The 21,594-nt window shown below is 47.3% G+C and carries 20 protein-coding genes and 1 tRNA gene; 3 read left to right on the plus strand and 18 right to left on the minus strand.

The annotated features are described in order from the left end of the window. The 4 genes from C0Q44_RS31605 to C0Q44_RS24060 all read right to left on the minus strand — a co-directional run. Positions 1-3,327, minus strand: a 3,327-nt coding sequence (locus C0Q44_RS31605) for a S8 family serine peptidase (protein ID WP_105409756.1), incomplete at its 3' end; no start/stop codon positions are given. A 290-nt stretch (positions 3,328-3,617) separates the two neighbouring features. Further along, a complete protein-coding gene (locus C0Q44_RS31610; RefSeq protein ID WP_308737467.1) occupies positions 3,618-3,887 on the minus strand; it encodes a hypothetical protein in 270 nt (89 codons plus the stop codon). Next, positions 3,884-4,327: a class I SAM-dependent methyltransferase gene (locus C0Q44_RS31615; protein ID WP_308737468.1), complete on the minus strand. Its 444-nt coding sequence runs from the start codon at positions 4,325-4,327 to the stop codon at positions 3,884-3,886. Before C0Q44_RS31615 ends, C0Q44_RS31610 begins: the two co-directional genes overlap by 4 nt. Before the next feature lie 265 nt (positions 4,328-4,592). Next, a tRNA-Arg gene (locus C0Q44_RS24060) sits at positions 4,593-4,666 on the minus strand. 276 nt (positions 4,667-4,942) lie between these two features. On the opposite strand from C0Q44_RS24060, the gene C0Q44_RS24065 reads away from it, so the two are divergent. Beyond that, positions 4,943-5,236: a magnetosome magnetite crystal formation protein family gene (locus tag C0Q44_RS24065; RefSeq protein ID WP_105409757.1), complete on the plus strand. Its 294-nt coding sequence runs from the start codon at positions 4,943-4,945 to the stop codon at positions 5,234-5,236. Positions 5,237-5,502: 266 nt separating this feature from the next. Here C0Q44_RS24065 and C0Q44_RS24070 read toward each other — a convergent pair whose 3' ends face one another. After that, a complete protein-coding gene (locus tag C0Q44_RS24070; protein ID WP_105409758.1) occupies positions 5,503-5,859 on the minus strand; it encodes a hypothetical protein in 357 nt (118 codons plus the stop codon). A 25-nt stretch (positions 5,860-5,884) separates the two neighbouring features. Continuing rightward, positions 5,885-6,184 (minus strand): hypothetical protein, encoded by a 300-nt coding sequence (locus C0Q44_RS24075; RefSeq protein ID WP_105409759.1) that lies wholly within the window; start codon positions 6,182-6,184, stop codon positions 5,885-5,887. 193 nt (positions 6,185-6,377) lie between these two features. Between C0Q44_RS24075 and asnB the strand changes: the two genes are divergently transcribed. Beyond that, positions 6,378-8,222 (plus strand): asparagine synthase (glutamine-hydrolyzing), encoded by a 1,845-nt coding sequence (gene asnB, locus C0Q44_RS24080; RefSeq protein ID WP_105409760.1) that lies wholly within the window; start codon positions 6,378-6,380, stop codon positions 8,220-8,222. 149 nt (positions 8,223-8,371) lie between these two features. On the opposite strand, the gene C0Q44_RS24085 is transcribed toward asnB, so the two are convergent. From C0Q44_RS24085 to C0Q44_RS24125, 9 genes are all read right to left on the minus strand, one after another. Next, complete coding sequence (locus C0Q44_RS24085; protein WP_105409761.1) at positions 8,372-10,069, minus strand: methyl-accepting chemotaxis protein; 1,698 nt, start codon at positions 10,067-10,069, stop codon at positions 8,372-8,374. Positions 10,070-10,459: 390 nt separating this feature from the next. After that, entirely contained in the window at positions 10,460-11,320 is an 861-nt protein-coding gene (locus C0Q44_RS24090; protein WP_105409762.1) for an STM4011 family radical SAM protein, read from the minus strand. Next, positions 11,317-12,705, minus strand: coding sequence for an STM4012 family radical SAM protein (locus C0Q44_RS24095; protein ID WP_105409763.1), 1,389 nt, complete (start codon positions 12,703-12,705; stop codon positions 11,317-11,319). Before C0Q44_RS24095 ends, C0Q44_RS24090 begins: the two co-directional genes overlap by 4 nt. 16 nt (positions 12,706-12,721) lie before the next feature. Then, positions 12,722-13,507 carry an STM4013/SEN3800 family hydrolase gene (locus C0Q44_RS24100; RefSeq protein WP_105409764.1) on the minus strand — a complete coding sequence of 262 codons (786 nt, stop codon included), beginning with the start codon at positions 13,505-13,507 and terminating at the stop codon, positions 12,722-12,724. Beyond that, positions 13,473-14,708: an STM4014 family protein gene (locus tag C0Q44_RS24105; RefSeq protein ID WP_258166530.1), complete on the minus strand. Its 1,236-nt coding sequence runs from the start codon at positions 14,706-14,708 to the stop codon at positions 13,473-13,475. The genes C0Q44_RS24100 and C0Q44_RS24105 overlap by 35 nt, the downstream gene beginning before the upstream one ends. A gap of 6 nt (positions 14,709-14,714) precedes the next feature. After that, on the minus strand, positions 14,715-15,560 hold the full coding sequence (locus C0Q44_RS24110) for an STM4015 family protein (RefSeq protein WP_105409765.1): 846 nt from the start codon (positions 15,558-15,560) through the stop codon (positions 14,715-14,717). Between the two features lie 362 nt (positions 15,561-15,922). Continuing rightward, positions 15,923-16,546 carry an XTP/dITP diphosphatase gene (locus C0Q44_RS24115; RefSeq protein WP_105409766.1) on the minus strand — a complete coding sequence of 208 codons (624 nt, stop codon included), beginning with the start codon at positions 16,544-16,546 and terminating at the stop codon, positions 15,923-15,925. Position 16,547: 1 nt separating this feature from the next. After that, positions 16,548-17,303 carry a ribonuclease PH gene (rph, locus tag C0Q44_RS24120; protein WP_105409767.1) on the minus strand — a complete coding sequence of 252 codons (756 nt, stop codon included), beginning with the start codon at positions 17,301-17,303 and terminating at the stop codon, positions 16,548-16,550. Positions 17,304-17,420: 117 nt separating this feature from the next. Continuing rightward, entirely contained in the window at positions 17,421-18,476 is a 1,056-nt protein-coding gene (locus C0Q44_RS24125) for a GerMN domain-containing protein (RefSeq protein WP_105409768.1), read from the minus strand. A gap of 159 nt (positions 18,477-18,635) precedes the next feature. On the opposite strand from C0Q44_RS24125, the gene C0Q44_RS24130 reads away from it, so the two are divergent. After that, positions 18,636-19,202, plus strand: a complete 567-nt coding sequence (locus C0Q44_RS24130; protein WP_105409769.1) for a phosphatidylglycerophosphatase A family protein — start codon at positions 18,636-18,638, stop codon at positions 19,200-19,202. Between the two features lie 205 nt (positions 19,203-19,407). Here the strand turns inward: C0Q44_RS24130 and C0Q44_RS24135 are convergent, their stop codons facing one another. Genes C0Q44_RS24135 through C0Q44_RS24145 form a run of 3 tightly spaced genes read right to left on the minus strand, consistent with a single transcriptional unit; the run spans position 19,408 to position 21,554 of the window. Beyond that, positions 19,408-20,061 carry a ferric reductase-like transmembrane domain-containing protein gene (locus C0Q44_RS24135; RefSeq protein ID WP_181151158.1) on the minus strand — a complete coding sequence of 218 codons (654 nt, stop codon included), beginning with the start codon at positions 20,059-20,061 and terminating at the stop codon, positions 19,408-19,410. Positions 20,062-20,097: 36 nt separating this feature from the next. After that, the gene (locus C0Q44_RS24140; RefSeq protein ID WP_105409771.1) at positions 20,098-21,141 is read right to left on the minus strand and encodes an FAD:protein FMN transferase; all 1,044 of its coding nucleotides are present in this window, start codon (positions 21,139-21,141) and stop codon (positions 20,098-20,100) included. Beyond that, positions 21,138-21,554 (minus strand): hypothetical protein, encoded by a 417-nt coding sequence (locus tag C0Q44_RS24145; RefSeq protein ID WP_105409772.1) that lies wholly within the window; start codon positions 21,552-21,554, stop codon positions 21,138-21,140. The genes C0Q44_RS24140 and C0Q44_RS24145 overlap by 4 nt, the downstream gene beginning before the upstream one ends. Positions 21,555-21,594: the final 40 nt, after the last annotated feature.

Here is a 21,594-nt window from a genome sequence, read left to right on the forward strand (position 1 = left end):
CGCCGTATTGGCTGTACCCGAAAGCCCCTGTTGGTCTTTGACCCTAAGTTCAACGACATATTTGCCCACTTCGATCCCTTCCAAAGGAAGACTGAAGCTGCCATCAGGTTTGACTTCAAAAACACCCTCTTTTTGAATCGAACCATCCTCGTTTTTCACAACATACGTTGCTTCCAAGGAAGCGGACGGATCAAACTCAATGTTCCATCCACTAGCAAGCGCAGGAGCAACACGGAAGTACAAGTCTTCGACGCTACCGTTAATGACAGCAGATTCATCCTGCTTAAATTCCAACGCTTCTGGTGCGGTTACAGCCGGAGCTGTCTTTTTCACCAAAAATGGAGAAGTATCTTCCTTATAGGTTTTGCCGTCGGCACCAATTGTAGTGATGTCAACCGTATATAAACCATCTGGAATCTCAGTCACTTCGTCAGTCGTGTAATCGGCATATTGACCACCCCATGCCAGATTGTATCTTGCATTTGCATTAAAGTTGTAATAGTTACCGAAAATGGAGCCGATGTATCCGTCCTGGTAATACCCGCCTTCTGGGTTAAGACCATCATAAATCTCAATCAGGGCGAAAGTCATTGGATTATAGAATTCCATCGCTACATTAAGCGTATCCAGTGTACCATCAGCCTTTAATGGATAATGGAACGGATTTTTCTCAGTACCTTTTACCGTTTCAATATACTTAACACCAGACAATGTAACATTAAAATGAGCCACATATGGCACCGTAAACGTATCGGTTCCATTAGACAACTCAATATATCCTTGTGCTTCTGTTACTGCGGTAACCCCGCGTGGAACTGTGATTGTGACTGCAAGTTCTTCCTCACCATTCAATGTGAATGAACTCTTGTCCACAGCAACCGATACTCCAGCGACAGTGCGAGTCGGATTCACATGCACTGTATAATCCCCACCGCTGCCGTTTAGCGCTTCAACCTTAATCGTTTTGGTAATCGTTTTTTCATCTGTGCTCAGGAAATTACCATAGTTAATGCTTCCGGTGATATTTTCCTTTTCCACAACGGAGCCACTTTCCGTGTACTCTGTCACATCCATAACTTTGACAAAAGCAGCAGGATCAATGGTTCTCACAGCCTGAATCCGGCCCGCACCTTGATCAAACACATCAAATTTGGTCGTATCCAGCACTTTACCATTGTTCATGAGTGCGACTTTGATATCAAATGGCGTCCAATCCGGATGTTTCTCAATCAACAGGGCAATCAACCCCGCTACGTGAGGTGTAGCCATACTTGTACCACTTTTACGATCATATGCTTGTGTGTAATCTGCGTCAGGTTCATCCTTGCCATAGGCAGGAATCGTAGACAGAATGTTAGTACCCGGCGCAACAATATCCGGTTTAATATCCAGTGTTACCTTTGCAGGTCCACGTGAACTGGATGGATTCATTTCATCACCAGGGGTTTGATCACGTTCGAAATCACTAAAGCTCACTTCAACGGCTTGTCCCGCATCCAGCTCAGCTTTGATGACTTCTCCATCTTCTTTGCTCATGCTCAGCGTCGGAATAAGCTCAAAGTTATCACCCAGACTAACGCCGATTGGACCCGGGATATTGTTGTATACGATAACCGCCACGGCTCCTGCTGCTTTGGCATTGGCGATTTTCTCTACAAATGCGAGTTCACCACGCTGTACCAAGGCAACTTTTCCCGTATAATCCTTGCCTTCGAAATCGGCAGGCTTACCAAGTGCTGCATATTGAAGCTCATACTGCTCTGTCAAAACCGTTTCAGGATCTGCCGACAGACTCCAGCCCATCAGATCCAGTCGATAGACCGATTCTGTAACAGCCCGTGGAGCTTGCTGTGTCTCCATCGGGGTGATGACAGACTCTTCCACTGGTGCAGAAGGCGCTACAGTCTGAGCATCATCTTCTGTCGCACCCTCGTCTAGATTCGAAACTTCAGCGTCAACAGGCGTTTCAACTACAGTTACATCTTGTTCCGATCCAGCAGCCGCGGCTTCGTTAACAAGGGAATCCTCCACGCTTGCTGTATTATCTTCTGTGCCAGGTGCTGTTCCCAATTCAGGAGATTGTTCAATCTCCGGCACAGGTTGTTGTTCCGGCAACGTCGCTTCGCCTTCCTCACCAATCCAGAAATGAGTATTGGCTGTAATAAGCTGGCTAGGTCCTGTAGAGTTACCTACCGTAATCGCCATTGCAGATGCACCCGGGGAGCCGAGTGTATAGCGGTTAGGACCACTGTTACCACTTGCTACAACTGCTGTCACTCCAGACAGCATAGCATTATTAAGGGCAACCGAAGTGATATAACTCGGATCGTTGGCAGCGTTACCCAGCGAGAGGTTGATGACATCCATTCCATCCGCAACGGAACGGTCGATTCCGCCGAGGACCCATGAAGTTTGACCACTGCCATAAGGTCCAAGTACACGGTAAGCGTAGATATCCGCTTCAGGAGCAATACCCACAATGCCGTAGTCTCCCGCTTCGCGAGCAGCAATGGTACCCGCTACGTGAGTACCGTGGGATGTATAATAGGCACTTCCAGTATCATTAAACTCAGGTTGGCCAGATAGCTTCCATTCCTGATAAGTTGCTTCATATGGATCATTGTCGTTTCCAACAAAATCCCAACCGCCCATATAGGCTTCTTGTAAATTGGGATGTTCATAGTCAATACCTGTATCAATGACACCCACTTTGATGCCGTTCCCTTTGTAACCCAAATCCCATACTTCCGGTGCACCGATAAAAGGTGCTGTGTCTTTCATGTATGGGTTTACTTCATCTGTTTCGGGAGCTATTGTATATTCAAGATCAGGATATACGCTAACCACGCCAGGTATACGGAGCAATTGCCCCACTTGATTTCCTTTGATCTCAATGGCTACACCATTAAGCACATATGCGTAATTTTCCAATACTTCATGTTTGATTTTCTTCTGAGTGAGGCTATGTACAAATGACTGTTGTTGTTGTTCAACTTGAGTCACAGCCTTTGTTTCCATAGTGGAGGTAAAAGATTTTCCTGAGAGGGTTGATTCACCTTGCGCTACAGCGACCGGTTTGTTGGAAAGCTCAACGATGACTCGGGTGTTCTCTCCACCCAGGCCTTCCAAGCGTGCATCCATAAATGGATCTGCGGCAAGTTTCTCTTCCCGCCCTGCAAGAATTTCTCTCCACTGTTTCGCTTCGGCCTTGCTTGGCATATTCTCAAGCTGAACAACTGAATCTGCGGGAGCGGCTCCAGCCGCTGGAAGGATAATAGAGAAGACCATCAGAACACTTAATAACGTGGATATCAATCGTTTACTCAAGGCTATGCCCCTCCTTTATAAATGTGAATTCCTCACCAAATGATGGGTTCCTGCTGTTAGCAAGCACTGCAATACCTGAGACATTTTCACCACCCGATCTGCAAGAAGATTGACCCTTGGTAAATTATTCTATCAAAATACCACATATCCCTTCTAAATAATTACAAAAATGATATAAAAATTACTTATATGGGTCTTAGGTATCATAAAAACGTAACTTTGTATTTATTTGTCGTTTGAATAGTTCAATTTTGAATTAAACCAATAATAAAAGACCGGGAACCTCTTTATCAGAAAGAGATTCCCGGCTTCACTGCCTCTATACGCAGACGCTTGTAATCAGCATACATCGCATCTTCTTTCCAGAGGTAAGGCATTGCGATCCGACTGGTTTCGTGGCATATTTGCTGTATCTCTTCATGGTTGAAACCTTCGAAATAGTCTCCTCCAAATTGAGCCAACCAGCCCACTATCCCTTGCTCACCATCTTCCAACCTAGTAGGACGGTCATAGTGATGGGCCTGACGTACCATAAATCCACTTTGTTCCAATGCATTCACAATGACTGCACGTTCCCTTTACCGCCGAATTCTGCCACAAAACGTCCCCCTGGCTTCAAAGACTCCCATATCCTATCCACGGCCAATCGCGGACTTCGCATCCAATGGAGAGCTGCATTAGAGAAGACGGCATCATACAGTCTGTTCGTCTGAAACTGGTGTCCGTCTCCTTCGAGAAATTCAAGCTTAGTGAACTTCTCCCTTGCACGGCGAATCATGTCCGGGGATGCATCCATGCCAACCACCTCAGCCTGCGATAATGAGATTTCATATGTCAGATCCCCCGTACCACATCCCAGATCAAGGATGTATTCCCCTTGCCTTGGTTGAAGCCATGAGATAAGGTTTTTGCCGTATCCAGATACAAAAGCCAGTTTATTGTCATACTCATCTGCTTGCCATCGATTAATTGATTGCATCGGCTCCACCATCACTTCCATGATTGATAGTCTCATTGTGACACAGATTCATTTATTACAAAAATATATAAATACTATATCAACTATAGGTAAAACCAATGATATAGTATCCTCAGAACGCGAAAAAGCTCCCCCGAGGGAAGCTTCTTTTAATACGTCCCAGGAGGGATACTCTCCTTCCTGTCGAGACCGCGAAGTAACGCTAACGAAGCGGATGCTCCGACGAATCTCTGGGGTTCTCATCCTCAGAACGCAAAAAAGCTTCCCGAAGGAAGCTTTTTCTTTACGTCCCAGGAGGGATTCGAACCCCCGACCGACGCCTTAGAAGGGCGTTGCTCTATCCAGCTGAGCTACTGAGACAAATATGTAATAAAATTTTGCCGCGATTTCTATTATACTCTGATTTCTATATTTTTCAATAGTTTTATAAAAAATTAATAATTAGCCTTTAAACTGTGCTTGATCGGGTTATTCTCATACTTCATTTATCCTCGGAATATGATATTCTTAACCAACCAATATTGAGGACATTGGAACAAACAGAGCAGATGTTCACGAGATATTTTCAATGTCAGACTAGCTGGGTAATCTTTTGCATACATACATTTCAAAGACCACTGAAGGAGAGAGAATCGCATGAGACAACTTTTATCAGCCCTATCGTATTTTAGTATTTTCTTTGCTCCGTTTCTGTTTCCGATTATTGTGTGGATTGTAGCCAAGGATGCGTACATCGAGGGACATGCCAAACGCGCTTTATTCTCACACATATTCCCGTTTCTTGCTGCTATTCCGCTACTGTATTTCTTCGTGACAGCCCACAGTCTTGGTTCCGCCATCGGGTTTGTCATTTTGTTCTTTGTCATCTACGCTTTAAGCTTTGTGTATAACATCGTGAAAGGTATTCAAGTGCTGCGTGAATATGCCTGATTCCTTCTCAAACGAAGCACGCCTGTGCATAACTAAACCCGCCGTTCCCAACGGCGGGTTGTGCTGTTTATCCGTTACTCGTTAGCGGTTACTGATTACAGTTATCGACCACAGATCACCGGCTAACATCTAACGGTTACCCGTTACCAATCTTTATTTTTCACGTTGCCGTATCCACAACGTTCCTTCCACAAGTAAATCCAGCCAACCACATTTAATCGATATGCCACACTGTTAAAGTGGACCCATTAGACTCACCTCTACGACTAACCCTGCCCGATCAGATACCGCTGAAGCGTTGGGCCCAGTAACCCAAAAGCCAACAAATTGCTCTGGAACTGAGCCTTGTCTTCTTCGGCAGTCATACCTTCGCTGTTCTCAAATGCTGTTTCTGTCGCATCTTCAAATGCGGTATGCATATTATTGTTATACCAGTCGATCGCTGAATCGGAGTGATTACGTACAACACGAACCACTTCCAGCGAATTTCCAGGTTGAGTTGAAGCTACGTATACAAGTAAAGATGGATCGCCGGCATTTCCAGGCTGAACTTCCACTTCTGCACAGGACAATCCATCTACCTCGGTTAATCTGCGTATCTTGGCATCTTGAATGACATACATTCGTTATCGCGCTCCTTTGTCCTTATCATGTACTTTGTTCGATCTGATATCGTGTCTCCGGTGTCCCCAATCGGTAGATCTCCCGATACACCTGCTGTAATACCGCTTCATACGTCTGGTTCACAGAATCCTCCGGTGTATCTGGCCATGGGAATACCATCCCTGGAAAGGCTTCTTCCTCCTTTTCCTGCATCAGATTAAGCAGTCCCAGTAATTGCTCCGCTTCCTGTGGCGTTGCCTGAATGATCCATTCATACGACGTGGCATACGGATCTGGAATAACGGAGCGGCCCATGACAGATACATAATATTTCATACTGTCCATTGCATGTTCTCTCCTTCACAGGCATGTTGAGGCCGTTGTTCCTAGAGCTAGTTTCCGAAGAGGACAGACATTTTATGCCTGCTTTCGGCATATATTTGTTACGACCTCTGACGAAAAAGACAACATTTGCTGGCTGGCAGTACTCAAGCAGCCATACGGATGAATGACTCGACCAAGAAAGGATGAACATACCATGTGCGGTATTACCGGCTTCATACAGTGGAATCGGGATCTGACCCAGGAATCAGAGCTGCTGGTCCGAATGACGAATAGCTTGTCGAACCGGGGGCCCGACGCTTCAGGTACATGGATCTCCAATCCTTGTGCCTTTGGACATCGGCGTCTCAGCGTTATGGACCCCGAGAACGGGGCGCAACCCATGCATGCGTTACAGGGAGACACCTCCTATACCGTCGTGTATAACGGAGAACTATACAATGCACCCGAATTAAAAAAAGAATTACTCCAGCGGGGGCATCACTTCCGCACACAATGTGATACGGAAGTGTTGCTCGCATCTTATATTGAGTGGGGACCGGCGTGTGTTGACCGGTTTAACGGTATTTTCGCTTTTGCCATATGGGATGGGGGACGCGAACAAGTTTTTATTGCACGAGACCGCCTCGGTGTGAAACCTCTCTTCTACAGTAATGCAAAAGACACACTCGTATTCGGCTCAGAGCCCAAAGCACTGCTCATTCACCCGGATGTAGAAGCTGCTGTTGGCCCGGAAGGATTGGCCGAAGTCTTCATTGTAGGGCCTGCACGTACACCTGGTCACGGCGTATACTCTTCACTGAGCGAACTCAAACCTGCACACGCTCTGATCTACAACCGAAACGGCATTCGAACCTATGCATATTGGAAGCTCGAAAGTGAGAATCACGAACATAACCTGGAAGAAACGGCAACCGAGGTGCGAAATCTGCTACAAGACACACTGGAGCGCCAGTTAGCATCGGATGTTCCTGTATGCTCTCTGTTATCGGGAGGCCTGGACTCCAGTGCCTTGTCAGCGTTAGCCGTGGATTATTACAACCGAACCGGTCAAGGCCGAGTGAGTACGTATTCCGTCGATTATGTAGATAATGCCAAGCATTTTCAGGCTCACTCTTTTCAACCGGGGGCAGATGGGCCCTGGATCAAACGAATGGTGGAAGAACTCCAGACAGATCATCACTGGATTGAGATTGAGAACGGAGAACTCGTTCACGCACTGACACAGGCTATGCTTGTGAGGGATCTGCCTGGCATGGCAGATGTGGACTCCTCGCTGTATTTGTTCTGTAAGGAAATCAAAAAAGGAGCTACTGTTGCTATTTCAGGCGAAGCAGCAGATGAAGTATTCGGTGGTTACCCCTGGTTCCACCGGGAAGAGATGCTCAACTCCGGCACATTTCCTTGGTCCGTAGCACCTGACATGCGAGCAGGACTGTTATCGCCGGACATTCGGGAATGGATTCGGCCACTCGATTATCTTGCAGACCGTTATTCCGATGCAGTGGCTGAAGTACCTTCGCTAGTAGGAGAAACCGGCAAAGCCGCCCAGATGCGGGTCATGTCCTATCTGAACATCACACGTTTCATGCCCACACTTCTGGATCGCAAAGACCGGATGAGTATGGGGGCAGGCTTGGAAGTGCGGGTACCTTTCTGTGATCACCGCCTGATCCAATACGTGTTTAACATCCCTTGGGAGATGAAAATAACTGGCGGGCGGGAAAAAGGGATTCTACGTAAAGCACTTGAAGGCGTCTTGCCTGACGATGTGTTATACCGCAAAAAGAGTCCATACCCAAAAACACATAACCCGGAATACCTGGCTGCAGTTAAACAACAGGTACTTGATATACTGGATGATCCGACTTCACCCATTTTACCTTTAGTCGACAAAGCCCAAATCCGCAAATTGGCCTCTTCTGCGGATGCAGCATCCAACCTCCCCTGGTTCGGGCAATTAATGTCGGGCCCACAGTTATTTGCATATCTGACTCAGATCAATTCCTGGTTACGGACCTACAAAGTGGCTATTCGTTAACCTTATACTGCCGCACATTGATTCTATATTTCGACTAAAAAAGGGGTGTCCAAACAGCTACTTGCTGTCTTTTGGACACCCTTTGATCACATAACAATATCTATGCGTGTGCGCTCATTCTTCACATGCACTTCATTCAGTTCAACACTTTATTTAACTTTGAAACGACTGACCGTCAGTTGCAACTGCTCTGCCATGGACGAGAGATCATTGGCTGCGGAAGCGATCTCCTGCATCGCAGACAACTGTTCTTCTGAAGATGCACTGACTTCTTCCGTTCCGGCAGCCCCGGTTTCCGTCACTTCCATGATCGTTTTCATAGAGGTACTAATCTGCTCCACACCTGCTGACATTTGTTCGATTGAAGCAGAGACTTCCTGTGTTTGACCCGCTACATTACCAACCGCCTCACGAATTTCGTTAAACGTAGCTCCCGCTTGGTGAACAAGCTCAATTCCCTCTTGAACCTCTGCTGACACTACACCCATAGATTCTGCGGCATTTCGCATCCCCTTTTCAATCGATGCCACCAAAGGAACAATCTGTTCAGCAGAAAGTGCAGATTGTTCAGACAATTTACGAACCTCTGTAGCAACAACCTGGAATCCTCTTCCATGTTCTCCAGCTCTCGCAGCCTCAATTGCAGCATTGAGGGATAGTAGATTCGTCTGGGCCGATATTTCAGAGATGCTATCCACCATTTTGACAATAGCCTGAGAGTGTTTGCTCAGTTCCTGAATCACTGCCGAGAGTCCCGATACCGTATCGTGTATAGAATTCATTTGACCTATGGCAGACTGAACAGACTCGCTACCAGATATGGTTTTTGCGGAAGCCTTGGTAGCTTCCTCGGACATATTCAGTGTGTTCTCCGTAACTTGCTGAAAACCTGTCGTTAACTCATTCATCGTTTGGAATCCATCACTAACCATTCGAACCTGTGTATCCATGCCTGTTGCAATCTCACCCATTGTGATAGCAACTTGCTCCGTGGCAGTTGCTGTCTGTTCTGTGCTTGCCGTCAATTCCTCCGAAGAAGCAGCTACCCGTTCTGCGTTATCCCCAACCTGATGAATGAGTGCACGCAAATTCGCAGACATGATATTGAAGGCTTGCGCGAGTTCACCAATCTCATCCTTATTGCGAACCACAATAGGTTCACCGGTCAGATCTCCGTCCGCAATCCGGCTCGCGGCTTGCTCAACAGCGGCAATAGGCACGGAGATTAGTCTGCCAATGATGATTGCAACGAATGCGCCAACCAGTATAGCGATAACTCCAACAATCGTGATCCACCGAAGAACCTGAGCAATCTGAAGATTGGCATCTACGATTCCTGAATCCATGGAACTTTGCTGATGTTTCTCCATACTTCCCACAATTTCATCCAGTTCAGCGATCAAGCCCGGGGCAGTATCCTGCATCAATCTTGTGATTTCGCTGTTATTATCCTGTCTTTTCAGTGTCATGATGTTCTGAGCAAAATCTTGATACTTGTCCATCGCCTCATCTGAACGTGTAAGGTAGTCTTTCATATTTTGACTTTTAACCGTTGATTTAAGCTCCTCGGTTAACGCTATGTAATTTTCATAAGCCTTCTTAAATTCCTGTTCGTAATTTGCACTGTCTGCCATCACATAATTTCTCAGAGCAATCTGCTGTGATTTAAGATCTATCGACATATTCTTAATAAGCAGGAGTTTGCTTGTTCTGTCATTAATTAATTCTGTATACGTTTTTTCGACTGATACAAACTGAGTATAAGCGATCACGGTTACAGCCACCAGTAATAACAGCACAGATGAGAAACCCATAAGTAATTTACGGCTAATTGATATTCTTTTCATGTCTATTCCCCCCGAAAGTTCAAATAAAATACATGGTGTTTCAAACTTCTCGCATCTGGCCTCCCTTAGGATTATTAAGTCTTTAGACCCATTTTCAAATATATACAGCGACTATAAACGCCCATATCATTTAAATAAGGGTCTTTATTCCTAATTGTATTAACCCAATAACTATGAAATTTGAACCATAAAATATTCATGAATTATTTTCAGAAATTTTCAAAGAGATTCTCGACTTATCCATGAAAAATAAATTCACCTTCACACGAAAAAACAAAAAATACACCTCCATTATGGCGTGTTCAAACCAATGTGGTTTGCTTCACTTTCACTCTGAAGATGTATCTTTATGCCGATCAATATCGTTTGTGAGCAATGAAGCTCATTCAATCAACGTATGGATACCGGATTTCGCTCAAGTAATCCACTACCAAACGTATCTCTGAATGGAGAATCCTCCATATGAATATAACCAATGTAACAACCACATTTCTTCATGCCACAAGGTCGATCCGCTGCCAATGCTTGCAGACCATCACGATACAGGTGTCCAATGATCCGGCGATCCTTATAACACCTTCTCACACGCCCTGACCCTTGGACATAAAACACTTCCGAACCCGCGGCACAGCGTTTGCCGAAACTGTCATAGTCCTGCAAATTGCCTTCAAAAAGAGGGTCAAGTCCAAGCAAAAACTGAATCTCTTCCGGCGTATAATACTTGGGTCGATCTTTGAAGGCATTGACCCACATATATACATCATCTGGCAAAGACTGCCTCATTGATTCAATTGCGGGGAATGCGCTGCGTAGTCCAACTGTCCCGACACTGAAAGCAAGTCCCATCTGTCGCAAAGTTAGACACTGTTTTACAAATGAAGCCTCTTTCGTCTCGCGAGGATGATACGTTGCCCAGAAAGCAGCCTTGTTCGCATCCAGCTCACGGGCCCAATCCAGCTTGACGGAAAGGTTGGTTTGAATTGCAACTTTATCCACATGAGGCATGTGTGACAATTCAATCATGGCTTCCCGATACCAGCGCCGTACCAAGGCCTCCCCATAAGGATTGAAAAAAATGGAGAAGCGGTGCCCCTCGTCTTGCTGTTCCTTAACCCAATCCACAAATTGACGCAGTTGTTGCTCATCGACATCCAGCGTTTCTCGTGAATCGACCGTTTTGCTAAAAGGACAGTATGGACAGTCGTAATTGCAGGAAGACAACTTTCCCCGATAATACAATGTCGCTCTCATGAGAAAACAAACCCTTCCATCTGTTCACGAATATCGGCAGATATAAGCCAATCTCCAATCGCATCAGAGTAACCCAGGCCCTCTTCTGTCAGTCGCAATACCCGCTCGTCTTCCTCCAACTCGAACTGTGCCATATCTTCTGTGAACAACTCGGCCAGCCAAGGATAGTCTGACATCACATCGGTACCGAAGCGCTGATGGTAGTCTGACAATGTCAGTCCCTCCCGATGCAGCAAAGCCTTCAATATAAATCGACGTCGCTGCTCTTCACGGCTTAACGCGATACCGTAATCAGCCACATCGTAACGCTCGGTTGCCACATAATCGGCAATGATACTCTGTGTAGCCTTGTAACTCACGCCGTATTTGGAGGCATAATGGACTTCACTCGTATAGGAGCGTGCACCACATCCCAGACCAACCATGCCTTCCTCCTGGCAGCTGTATGGCAGAAGGGCTTTGGAAGACGACTGCTCCTTCGCAAATCTGCGCATCGAGTATTGCACATAACCTCTACTTTTCAATGTCTCACGAGCCGCCTTGTACAGTTCCATTCGAATATCCGGTCCCTGACGGCGAATATCATCCGGCTTCACAATTGTATTCTCCCGTGTATACAAGGGATAGATAAAAATCTCGCCCGGCCCATAGGCCAGTACCCGTTCCAGTGAATAGAGCCAGGATTCTACCGTTTGACCCGGAAGCCCATAGATCAGATCGAGATTCAATAAAGGAAAATCATACCGCGCAAGCTTCTCAAGCGCCCGTTCAACTTCCAGCGGTTTCTGTGGGCGATAGATAGCTGAAGCTTCGGCTTCAATGAAACTCTGGATGCCCATACTGACACGATCCACACTGCGTTCCTTCATAATAGCAAGCTTGGCATCCGTCACGGTATCCGGTGACGTTTCCACTGATATTGATGCTTGTGTGGGGTCCAGCCCCATCACATGTTCAGCAATGTCAAACAGACGATTCAACTGAACCTCATTCAATAACGTAGGTGTCCCACCACCAATGGCGAACCTCGAATATGGTCTCCGGGATGTGATCGGTGCCCACTGCTTTGCCTGACGTTCCAGCGCATCCACATAACGTTCATGCGTATCATCCCGTCGATCCGGCAGTGTAAACAGATTACAGAATCCGCAACGAGCCGCACAAAACGGAATATGCATATATAAAAAATACGTATCGGTATTCTCCCGTTCCCACAAGGATTTCAGCGGTAGTGGCGGGTCCAGCTCCCGATATGCGGTCTTGTGCGGGTAAGAGTATAAGTAAGAACGATACGGGAAGGCAAGTACTTCACTGAGACCTGTAGTTATGTTAGATCCAGACGGTGTGGAATGGTTTTTTGTCGTATATTGTGATTGTTTGTCCATCGGTTTCCTCCTGTCTCTATACTAAAAATTCACGGTAAGGCACGGTCCAGACGACATCATGCGCGAGTCGGTGACCCTGATATCCATCCTCACCATAGGCCGTACCATGATCGGAAAAGGCAAGGCAAAATGTAGGTCGGGAACGCTTCCTCAGCGCGTCAAACAAGGGCCCAAGAGCCTCATCCACATACCGAAGTGCAGCTCGTTGGGTCTCCACCGAGTCCTCCTTGGCCCCTTCTACAAAATAACGATTGGGGCCATGAATAGCAGACACGTTCAAAAACATAAATATCTTCTCATCTGGCTCCGTCTGTTCAAGCAGCTTTAACGCATGCTGCACCTGATGCTCTGTCGATTTGGGGTTGGTTACCCCAAAGTTCATTCGCCAGTAGCTCTGTTGGAAATAGCCGGGTAGTACTTTCGCCAGCGGATTTTTTTTCGTAAAGAAAATGACGCCGCCAATGCAAATCGTACGGTACCCTTCAGCTGCGAACCCGGATACGATATCCGGTGTATCAAACAGCCAGGTATGCGGATGTGTCTTGAGTCCGGTGTTTCGGGAGTGAAATAACCTGACATGAGATGCCTTGTCACTATTCGCCGGCGTGGGCATGAAGCCACCAAAAAAAGCATGATGTGCGGCATATGTAAAGCTGCCCGGAGTATGACGTTTTTCCCAGGAACCTGAGCCGCACAGGTTCGGGCAATTGTGCTCTTCCAGCTTGGCTACGTCATATCGTAACGTATCCAGCGTAATCATTAACATGTCATGAGAGCCCACGATGGTGTTCATATCCGGCATGTTGAAAAGGCTCCTTTCGCAATAGTTCCATTTCCCATTCATAGGTTCCGAGTCCATGATGCTCGACTCTGTACAGTAAATCTCCGAACGGATTCACGTCCAGCACATATGCCCGCGGGTTCGCACCACCGGTAAGCATCACATCAATACCGGCTGACCATGAACAAGGAAATGCGGACATGGCCGCCTGGGCTGCCGTTCGAACCAACGACATCTGCTCTTCAGCCAATCCTGCTTCGGCAGGCAACATGCGTTCGTTGCGCAAATGCAGATTGGTTATAGGAGTGCTGCTAAGGCGCATAATGGCGTGACCTGCTTGTCCACCCGCAACGAGCTGACGAATATCATAGGCGCGTTGCTCTAGCGTTGCTTTGGGCATCCAGCGTTCAATCTGTACCCCTTCAGCGCAAAGCCAGTTCATGAGAACACTAATCTCTTCCCTACTGGTGTATCTGCGCAGACGTCCTTCATTGTAGAAAATGGTTTGGCCCTGTGCATGTTCCATGCCTACTGTCGTTATAGCGATCTCAGCACCCGTAAGCGGGTTAACCTGATAAGCGACAACGCCTGAAGCTCCCGAGCCAGAGGCGAGCTTAACAAATACACGGTGCATCCGTGCCAATTCCATGGCTGTACGCAAGATGTCGTAACTGCGGACAGGCTGTAAAGACTGCAATGTTGGAGGAACAAGAATTCCATGCCGGGACAGGTGCTGCTGACAATCCCTTTTGTCAAACATCAATCCAATGTCGGCAGGGTCATTCATGAAGCGCACATCAGGCCACATCTCTCGTGCTTCACGGCCAATGCGCTCCAGACAGGCTTTCCAGCCACGGAACCACTGGGCGGGAGCGTAAATTCTACCCCATTCCTGTTCCATCATAAGTGTCTGCTCTGGGGAGAATGCTTCAGTATCATCGATGCCATTCAACAAGGGTGATCTGCCTTGAATGGCTCCAAGATACAACAGCTCACGCTCTACTTCCCATACCTCTCCAGGCGCATCTATCCGTATCAGCGGCTCAGGCAGATTTGAATGTATGGCATCTATCATCGTTCCGCCCTGTCTCCAGGTTTGGAGTAATTCGTCATACGGCAGCACAACCGCAGGTTGCAGACCTACTCTATGCCTGGCCTCTTGCAGCCCCTGAGTTCGTCGGTTATTCGGATTACCAATTAACAGCATCGGCTTAATGTCCAACACTCGTTATTCCGTCAATAACGGGAAACGCCAGTCGTCTTCGTCACTCTGCTGCTGATCGCTGACATCTACCGAAATCCCTGACTGTTTCCACCGGGTGAGCATCTTGTCTGTCATGTAATGGTAACTCAGATTGAGATGTTTCAGCTTTTGGATCTTGTCACTGACCAGAAGCGCCTCCGCTCCCTCATCAGACAACGTCCCCTCGGACAGATCCAGTACCTGCACCTGATCCAGAATCGGCGCATCAGCTATCGCTTTGGCGATCTCGTCCTGAATCTCGCTGTCTTTCAGACCCAGGTATTCCAGCTTTGGAAATAGACCCTTTTCCAGTAACGGCAAAACATCCTCCAGCGAACCGTCGAATCCGTAATCTTCCACACCCAGATACAATTCAAGCTTCCGCAATTCCGGCAGCTCGGCACGGGCAATAGAGGCTAACACGGTTTTAGGCAGACCTCCACAGATAATGACCAATTCTTCAAGGTTCGCATGTTGTATCGGTTCCAGCCCCAGACCGCTGCTGCCCTTGATCAAGAATGCTTTTAATTGGGGAAAGGCTTGTAGCAGAGGTGCAAGATTGGTCTGAATAATCCATGATACTTCGCATTCCTCGGAGTCCATATCTCCGATAAATAGTCTCTTCAATGCCGGGAAGCTTGGAGCCAGCTCAATCAGGGTACTCATGAATCCTTCTTCGGGTGAATTCTCATAAGCCTGTCCCCAATCTCCGATAACCAGACTTTCCAATGCGTTCGCTTCTGGTTTGGCCACCAGTTCCTTAATCAAATCTCCCATTCGAATCCCTTCTTCATAGTCATCATAGGATACAACCAGCTTCACTTCTTGCATGAGCAAATCCCTCCGTTTAAGGTTCATTTATGATTCGTTAATTTGAATGTTAACCCATACCAAGCGAGGCTTGCAACTTCTTCCAACTCCAGTCCCAATTGGATTCCCAATCATGCAATATATATGATTTTCTAAGTAGGTATAAGAACATATGTTCTATACTATAATCGCGAAATACCTATCCTGCATTAGGTATATCGACGGACCTTGCCACATCTGGATCAAACCCTTTATTCCATAACAAAAAGCGCTAATGGCTGGTGAAACATTCCACCCGGAATGCTTCTGTCCTTCCATTAACGCTTTGATATTCGTACATGACGAAATTGTTCTAAGTTAACAATGTAAACTCAGGTTCAGGCTCAGCCTTCAAGTCTGGATACGAGTGCTCTCAGTGCGTGACCACGATGACTGATCGCTTGCTTTTGTTCCAGCGTAAGCTCTGCCATCGTCATCTCATATTCAGGCACATAGAAGAGTGGGTCATATCCAAAACCACCAGTACCCGCAGCTTCAGCTGTAATCCAGCCTTCAGCCGTGCCTTCCGCTTCATACTTGTCTCCGGTTGTCGGATCGTACAATACCAAAGCACAGACGAAACGAGCCGGGCTTAATAACGGCTGCTCCGTGTCCTCACCGGATTTCAACGATCCCAGCGTCCCAAGCAACTTCGCATTATTCTGTGCATCCGTTGCTTCTTCGCCTGCATATCTCGCTGAATATACGCCCGGCTCCCCGTCTAGCAGGTCCACACAGAGTCCTGAATCGTCTGCCAGAACCGGCAAACCAAGCGCATCGCCAACGGCCTTGGCTTTCTTCCAGGCATTCTCCGCAAACGTTACGCCGTCTTCCACCACATCTGGCAGTTCCGGATAGTCAAACATACTTTTGACCTCTTTGCCAAGCGGTGCGAAGGCATGGGCGAATTCGCGTACTTTACCCGCATTGCGGGTTGCAACGATGAGAATTGGGCTGTCCAGACTCATCTTAGGCTTCCCCTAATCCACGCGCGCCGATCTTGAGCGCAATCGGTCCGAGCACTTCTTTTTGACGTTCGATCATCTCCAGAATGCCCTGCTCGCCCAGTTCCAGCATCGCGTTCAGCTCACGGCGATCGAATGGTGCTTCCTCGCCGGTTCCCTGAAGCTCTACATATTTACCGCCACCTGTCATCACCAGGTTCATGTCTACCTTGGCTTTGGAATCTTCATCATAGTTCAGATCCAATACAGGCTGTTCTCCCACCACACCCACACTTACTGCTGCAATGAAATCCGTAATCGGGAACACTTGCAGTTTGTTTTGTTGGGAAAGCTTGTTCACCGCAAGCGCCATCGCTACAAACGCACCGGTGATGGACGTTGTACGTGTGCCTCCATCCGCTTGAATGACATCACAGTCGAGTGTAATCGTACGCTCACCGAGCGCCTGCAGATTCACAACTGAACGCAGAGCACGACCGATCAGACGCTGAATTTCCATTGTGCGTCCCGTTAATTTACCACGATTGGCTTCACGCTGGTTCCGGGTATGCGTTGCACGTGGCAACATGGAATATTCTGCGGTTACCCAACCTTTTCCTTGCCCTTTCATAAAGGGAGGAACACGTTCCTCCACCGTAGCTGTACAGATTACCTTTGTATCTCCGACTTCAATCAGTACAGAGCCCTCAGCGTATTTATTCGTGTTCACTGTTAAATTCAGCGGGCGCAGCTGTTCGCTGGTTCGTCCGTTTGATCTCATTTTTCTGCCTCCTACGACTTAAACATCCTGTAATGTTGAGCTTGTTCACACTTTTACTAATCCCTTATATTTTACCAAAGAGTTCAGTTAAAAGCATCCTCAAGCATGCCTTGTTTATTAAATCGGAATTTCATTGATATATTCAGGCTTGGAAACGGGCGCACTGTAATCCCTGTTATCGTCACCCATGACTGTTTTTTGACCGTTCCATTCGATCTGCACTTTGGCATCCTTGCTGGCTGTATTCTCCGCGGTTGTTAATACGACGGACTGTAACAACTCACTCGGAACGATATCCCCTTCAGTAAACATATCATCTTTCAACGCAACCGTTACCGTGCCATCCTCGGCCGTTTTGACCGATTTCAGCTCTGTCCCGCCCGTCATGACCTCTTCCAGCTCTCCACCTTTGGCAGGTCCCTTAATCAACTCATTCAATGCTGCCTGCACCCGATCTTCACCAGGTGTCACGAGACGTGTAACCGGAACATAATATTGGATGCCTGCTGGCGAAGCAGCGGAGAAATAGACCGTTACCGGACTGCTATTCGTCACAAAGGTATCCCCCAGATCGAGATTAATTCCCACTGCCCGATTCAGCGGTTCAGGCAACGGAGTGCTGTTTACCGGCATTTGCGTTAACTTTTTGCCATCCACCCAGATCTGCACATTCTCCACATCAGGCGTTCCCGTTAATGTCCACGTGACAGCTTCTAGCATTTTCCGTTCTTCCTTGGCATCATACTTGGCAAAATTACCCGAGAACTCCGCGACCGCCAGCTTGTCATCCGCATGAATCGTTACACTCTGAACAACAGTACCCTGCGGGAGAACCCCTTGAAATCCTTCAGGCAACATACCCGCATAGGCCCCGCCTGTGACGAGTGTATCCAGTGCTGTCTTCGGACTGCTGGCATCTGTTCCAGACGGAAGTGTCAGGGATACCGGAGCGAGCAGACCCTGCTGGTCTTGCAGATATACCGTCGTAAGCGGAAGCGTTGCAAGTGCTTTATTCCCTTCAACCGCCTGAATCATAGCTGCTTCCTGGATAGGCGGTGGTGGATCAATCGCTTCGGAAGACTGGGCTCCAAACATGCCACAACCTGACAACACCATAGGAATACTCAACAGCGCAGCTGCCGATACCGTACGCAAAGACTGGATCTTTCTCATGATCACGTTCCCCCTCATCATTTTTACAGTTTGTACTACCATGTATACGAGCCTTTGTCCAAAAAATAACTAAAAGATAATAAAGAAACGTAAAACGGGTTAATAACGTATTAGGAAGCATAGGTAGGGACATTGCTAACTTCAGAGGAGGAATCGCCCATGGAACATCCGGAGCAAGAAAAAATCCCTTACAGCCTGAATAGCCGCAAAGTAGCGGAGGCCACAAGGGAATGGCTGCACAAGCGGGGCGTCACGATCCCTGAGATCGCTGAACTGGTCATGTTATTGCAGAAAAAATACTATCCTGATCTTACCATGGAAGAATGTATCGACAATGTGGAGAAGGTTCTCCGTAAACGCGAGGTACAGAACGCTGTGCTGACCGGGATACAGCTCGATATCCTGGCAGAACAGGGTCAACTCATATCTCCTTTGCAGGAGATGATTGAGAACGATGAGGGACTATATGGCGTGGATGAGATTTTGGCATTTTCCATCGTCAATGTATATGGCAGCATTGGATTCACCAATTATGGTTACGTGGACAAGCTGAAACCGGGTGTGCTGGAACGTCTGAATGACAAGAGCCTTGGGCCTGTCCACACATTCTTCGATGATATTGTCGGTGCAATTGCATCGGCAGCGAGCAGTCGCATTGCCCATCGCAAACAATCCGAAATGGAAGAGGCACTTGGAGAAAAACCGGTCAGTGATGATATCGTGTAGTCCACTTGCTCATATTTGAAGTAACGCGGAACTTGGAACAGGTGGATGAATAACTATTTTATCATTTGATTTCGATCTATTTCTTGCTAACTGAAAAATGCTTATGAGATGTATTCGAAATGCTCATGTAATTTATGCATGTAAAAAGCGGCCTGATGGCCGCTTCTTTTGTATGTGAACCATTTTTTTGATTATTCATAACTTATTATTTCATGTGCTTATGTTGTATGGTTCCCGCCAAACCGTATACTTCAACCCACTTCTGTTCAGTGCTTGACTCTGATTGTGTACGTTTCGGTCCAATGGTAATTTCCGGTCCTTTGCGCTCTCGCAGCAACCCTCGCAATACAGACATGCCAAGGATACATAGTCCAGTAAATACATACATCAGCCGCACGACTACATGACCAGAATCCGTCCCCGTCACCATACCATGAACCAATAAACCTATGAATACGGGATAGGATAACATATGGAACATCAACCACCATTTGCGACCCAGCTTGCTCCGCAGATCACTGGATAGCAGTACAATCAACAGACCATAGAAAGCTAACGTACCCAATCCACTGCCAAGGGGATGCACGGATGCGGTAAAGGGAATAAGCAGTTCACTCCAGGTGAACGGGCTGTAATGGTCAATATACAACGTTAACGCATGTACGAGTCCAAGTCCGAAGGCGAGCCAGGTCGTCCGGGTATGCCATTGGAACATGGCTGCTTTCGGTTTGCCTTTGACCATAGGCATCCCTTGAGCAATACCCAGGAACACACCAGCAAAGAACAACAAATAAGCAGCAATTCCACTAATTCGAATGATATTCCATGTCGGCAGGTAATCTACAATCCATTGTGCCATAACCGGCTCCCCCATATCTGATAGACTTATCCTCGTTTATATCAGACTGAAGCGATGATCCGGATCAAATCCGGGCCAATGTTCAGCAAGCGTATTCGTATTGCCTCTAAAATAAATACTCCCATCCTGCGTCATCCACAGAACATCATGCCGATCATAATGTCGGTTTAACCAGCCCACTGCTTCAGCACTCCCCACAATGCAAACCGTCTTGGCAATGATCTCGCATTGTGACGCATGTTGTCCCAGAACGGTACACTGTAGCACATCGGTATCCGCAGGCTCCATCGTCCGGGGATCTATGAGATGATGCGAGAAGCTTCCATCCGCATTCTGCCATTGTCTGCGTGCAATCCCTGAAGTGGCAACAGCTCCTCGCTGTAAGCAAACTGCACCCGACACATGATTCTGATTCTGAAAAGGATCTGCTACTTCCAAGATCCACTGAGGATGGTGTGGTGTACCCCATACCTGTATATCTCCACCGGCGTTAATCATACCCGCTGGAATATGCAATGTACGCTGCAACCAGTCCGCAATGCGTTCGACTGCCCATCCCTTAACGAGACCTCCCAGGTCCAGTTGTGCTCCGGGGTCCAGATGTACCATTCGACTACCTTCCTGCTGAATCCAGCTCGGGCGGCTGTGATCATATTGATCTTCCATCATACCTGTTGATTCAGATGTTCTCGTTCGTAATATACGTTCAAGCAACGGACGTTGCGGTTGTCTTTGTTGCACTTTCTCGAAGGTGAGATCGTATCCTGAAGCCTGAAGTGCCTGCGAGATGCCAGGCTGAAAAATCCCTTCGGTCAAGCCCATATATCCGTATGCCAGACTCAATACTTCATCCATCGCAGCAGAGATCGACATCCATCCGTTTGAACCATTCAACCGACTCAGTTCACTGTCTGTAACAAATCGACTGAAGCGCTGCTCTTGTGTATCGAACCAATTCTTCACCAAGGTTGCTGCGTGTTCAGCTTCTTCCTGTCCAGCAGAGAGCTGCACTTCAACATCCGTGTTCATCGCACGAAACTGAAACTTGAGCGGACGTACGACTTGCTCCGTGCGGCTCATGACGCACCAGTACGTGACTGATAGTTACCACTGCTGTATCCAGAGTCTGTACTCTGATTATTTGGTCCAAAACGCTGACGTTCTAAATAACTTCCCTTGTTGCTCATGCCCTGATCCAGACCAGCGGATTGTCTGCTATCAGATGTTCCATTATCTTGGCTATCCTTATTGTCATTGTCCTGCGTATTCCAGTTATGGCTGTCTGTTGTACTACTGATCCATTCATCCATCACATCGTCACGCGCTTCCATCTGGCTTGAAGAAGTAACGCTTGTATCCGAGCCATTAGTTGCTGCATAGGCCACATCAAAGGCATCCGAAGTTCTTACATATTGAAAGAGTGCAGCCACGGTCAACGTTGCTGCCGCTGAAGCTTGCCATTTTCTCCATTGGTTCCGTTTTCTTCTTGTCATCGCTCTTCCCTGCTTTCTTTAGGGTGTGTCTCCTTCAGAG

This window comes from Paenibacillus sp. PCH8 (assembly GCF_002968835.1).
Taxonomy (GTDB): Bacteria; Bacillota; Bacilli; order Paenibacillales; family Paenibacillaceae; genus Paenibacillus.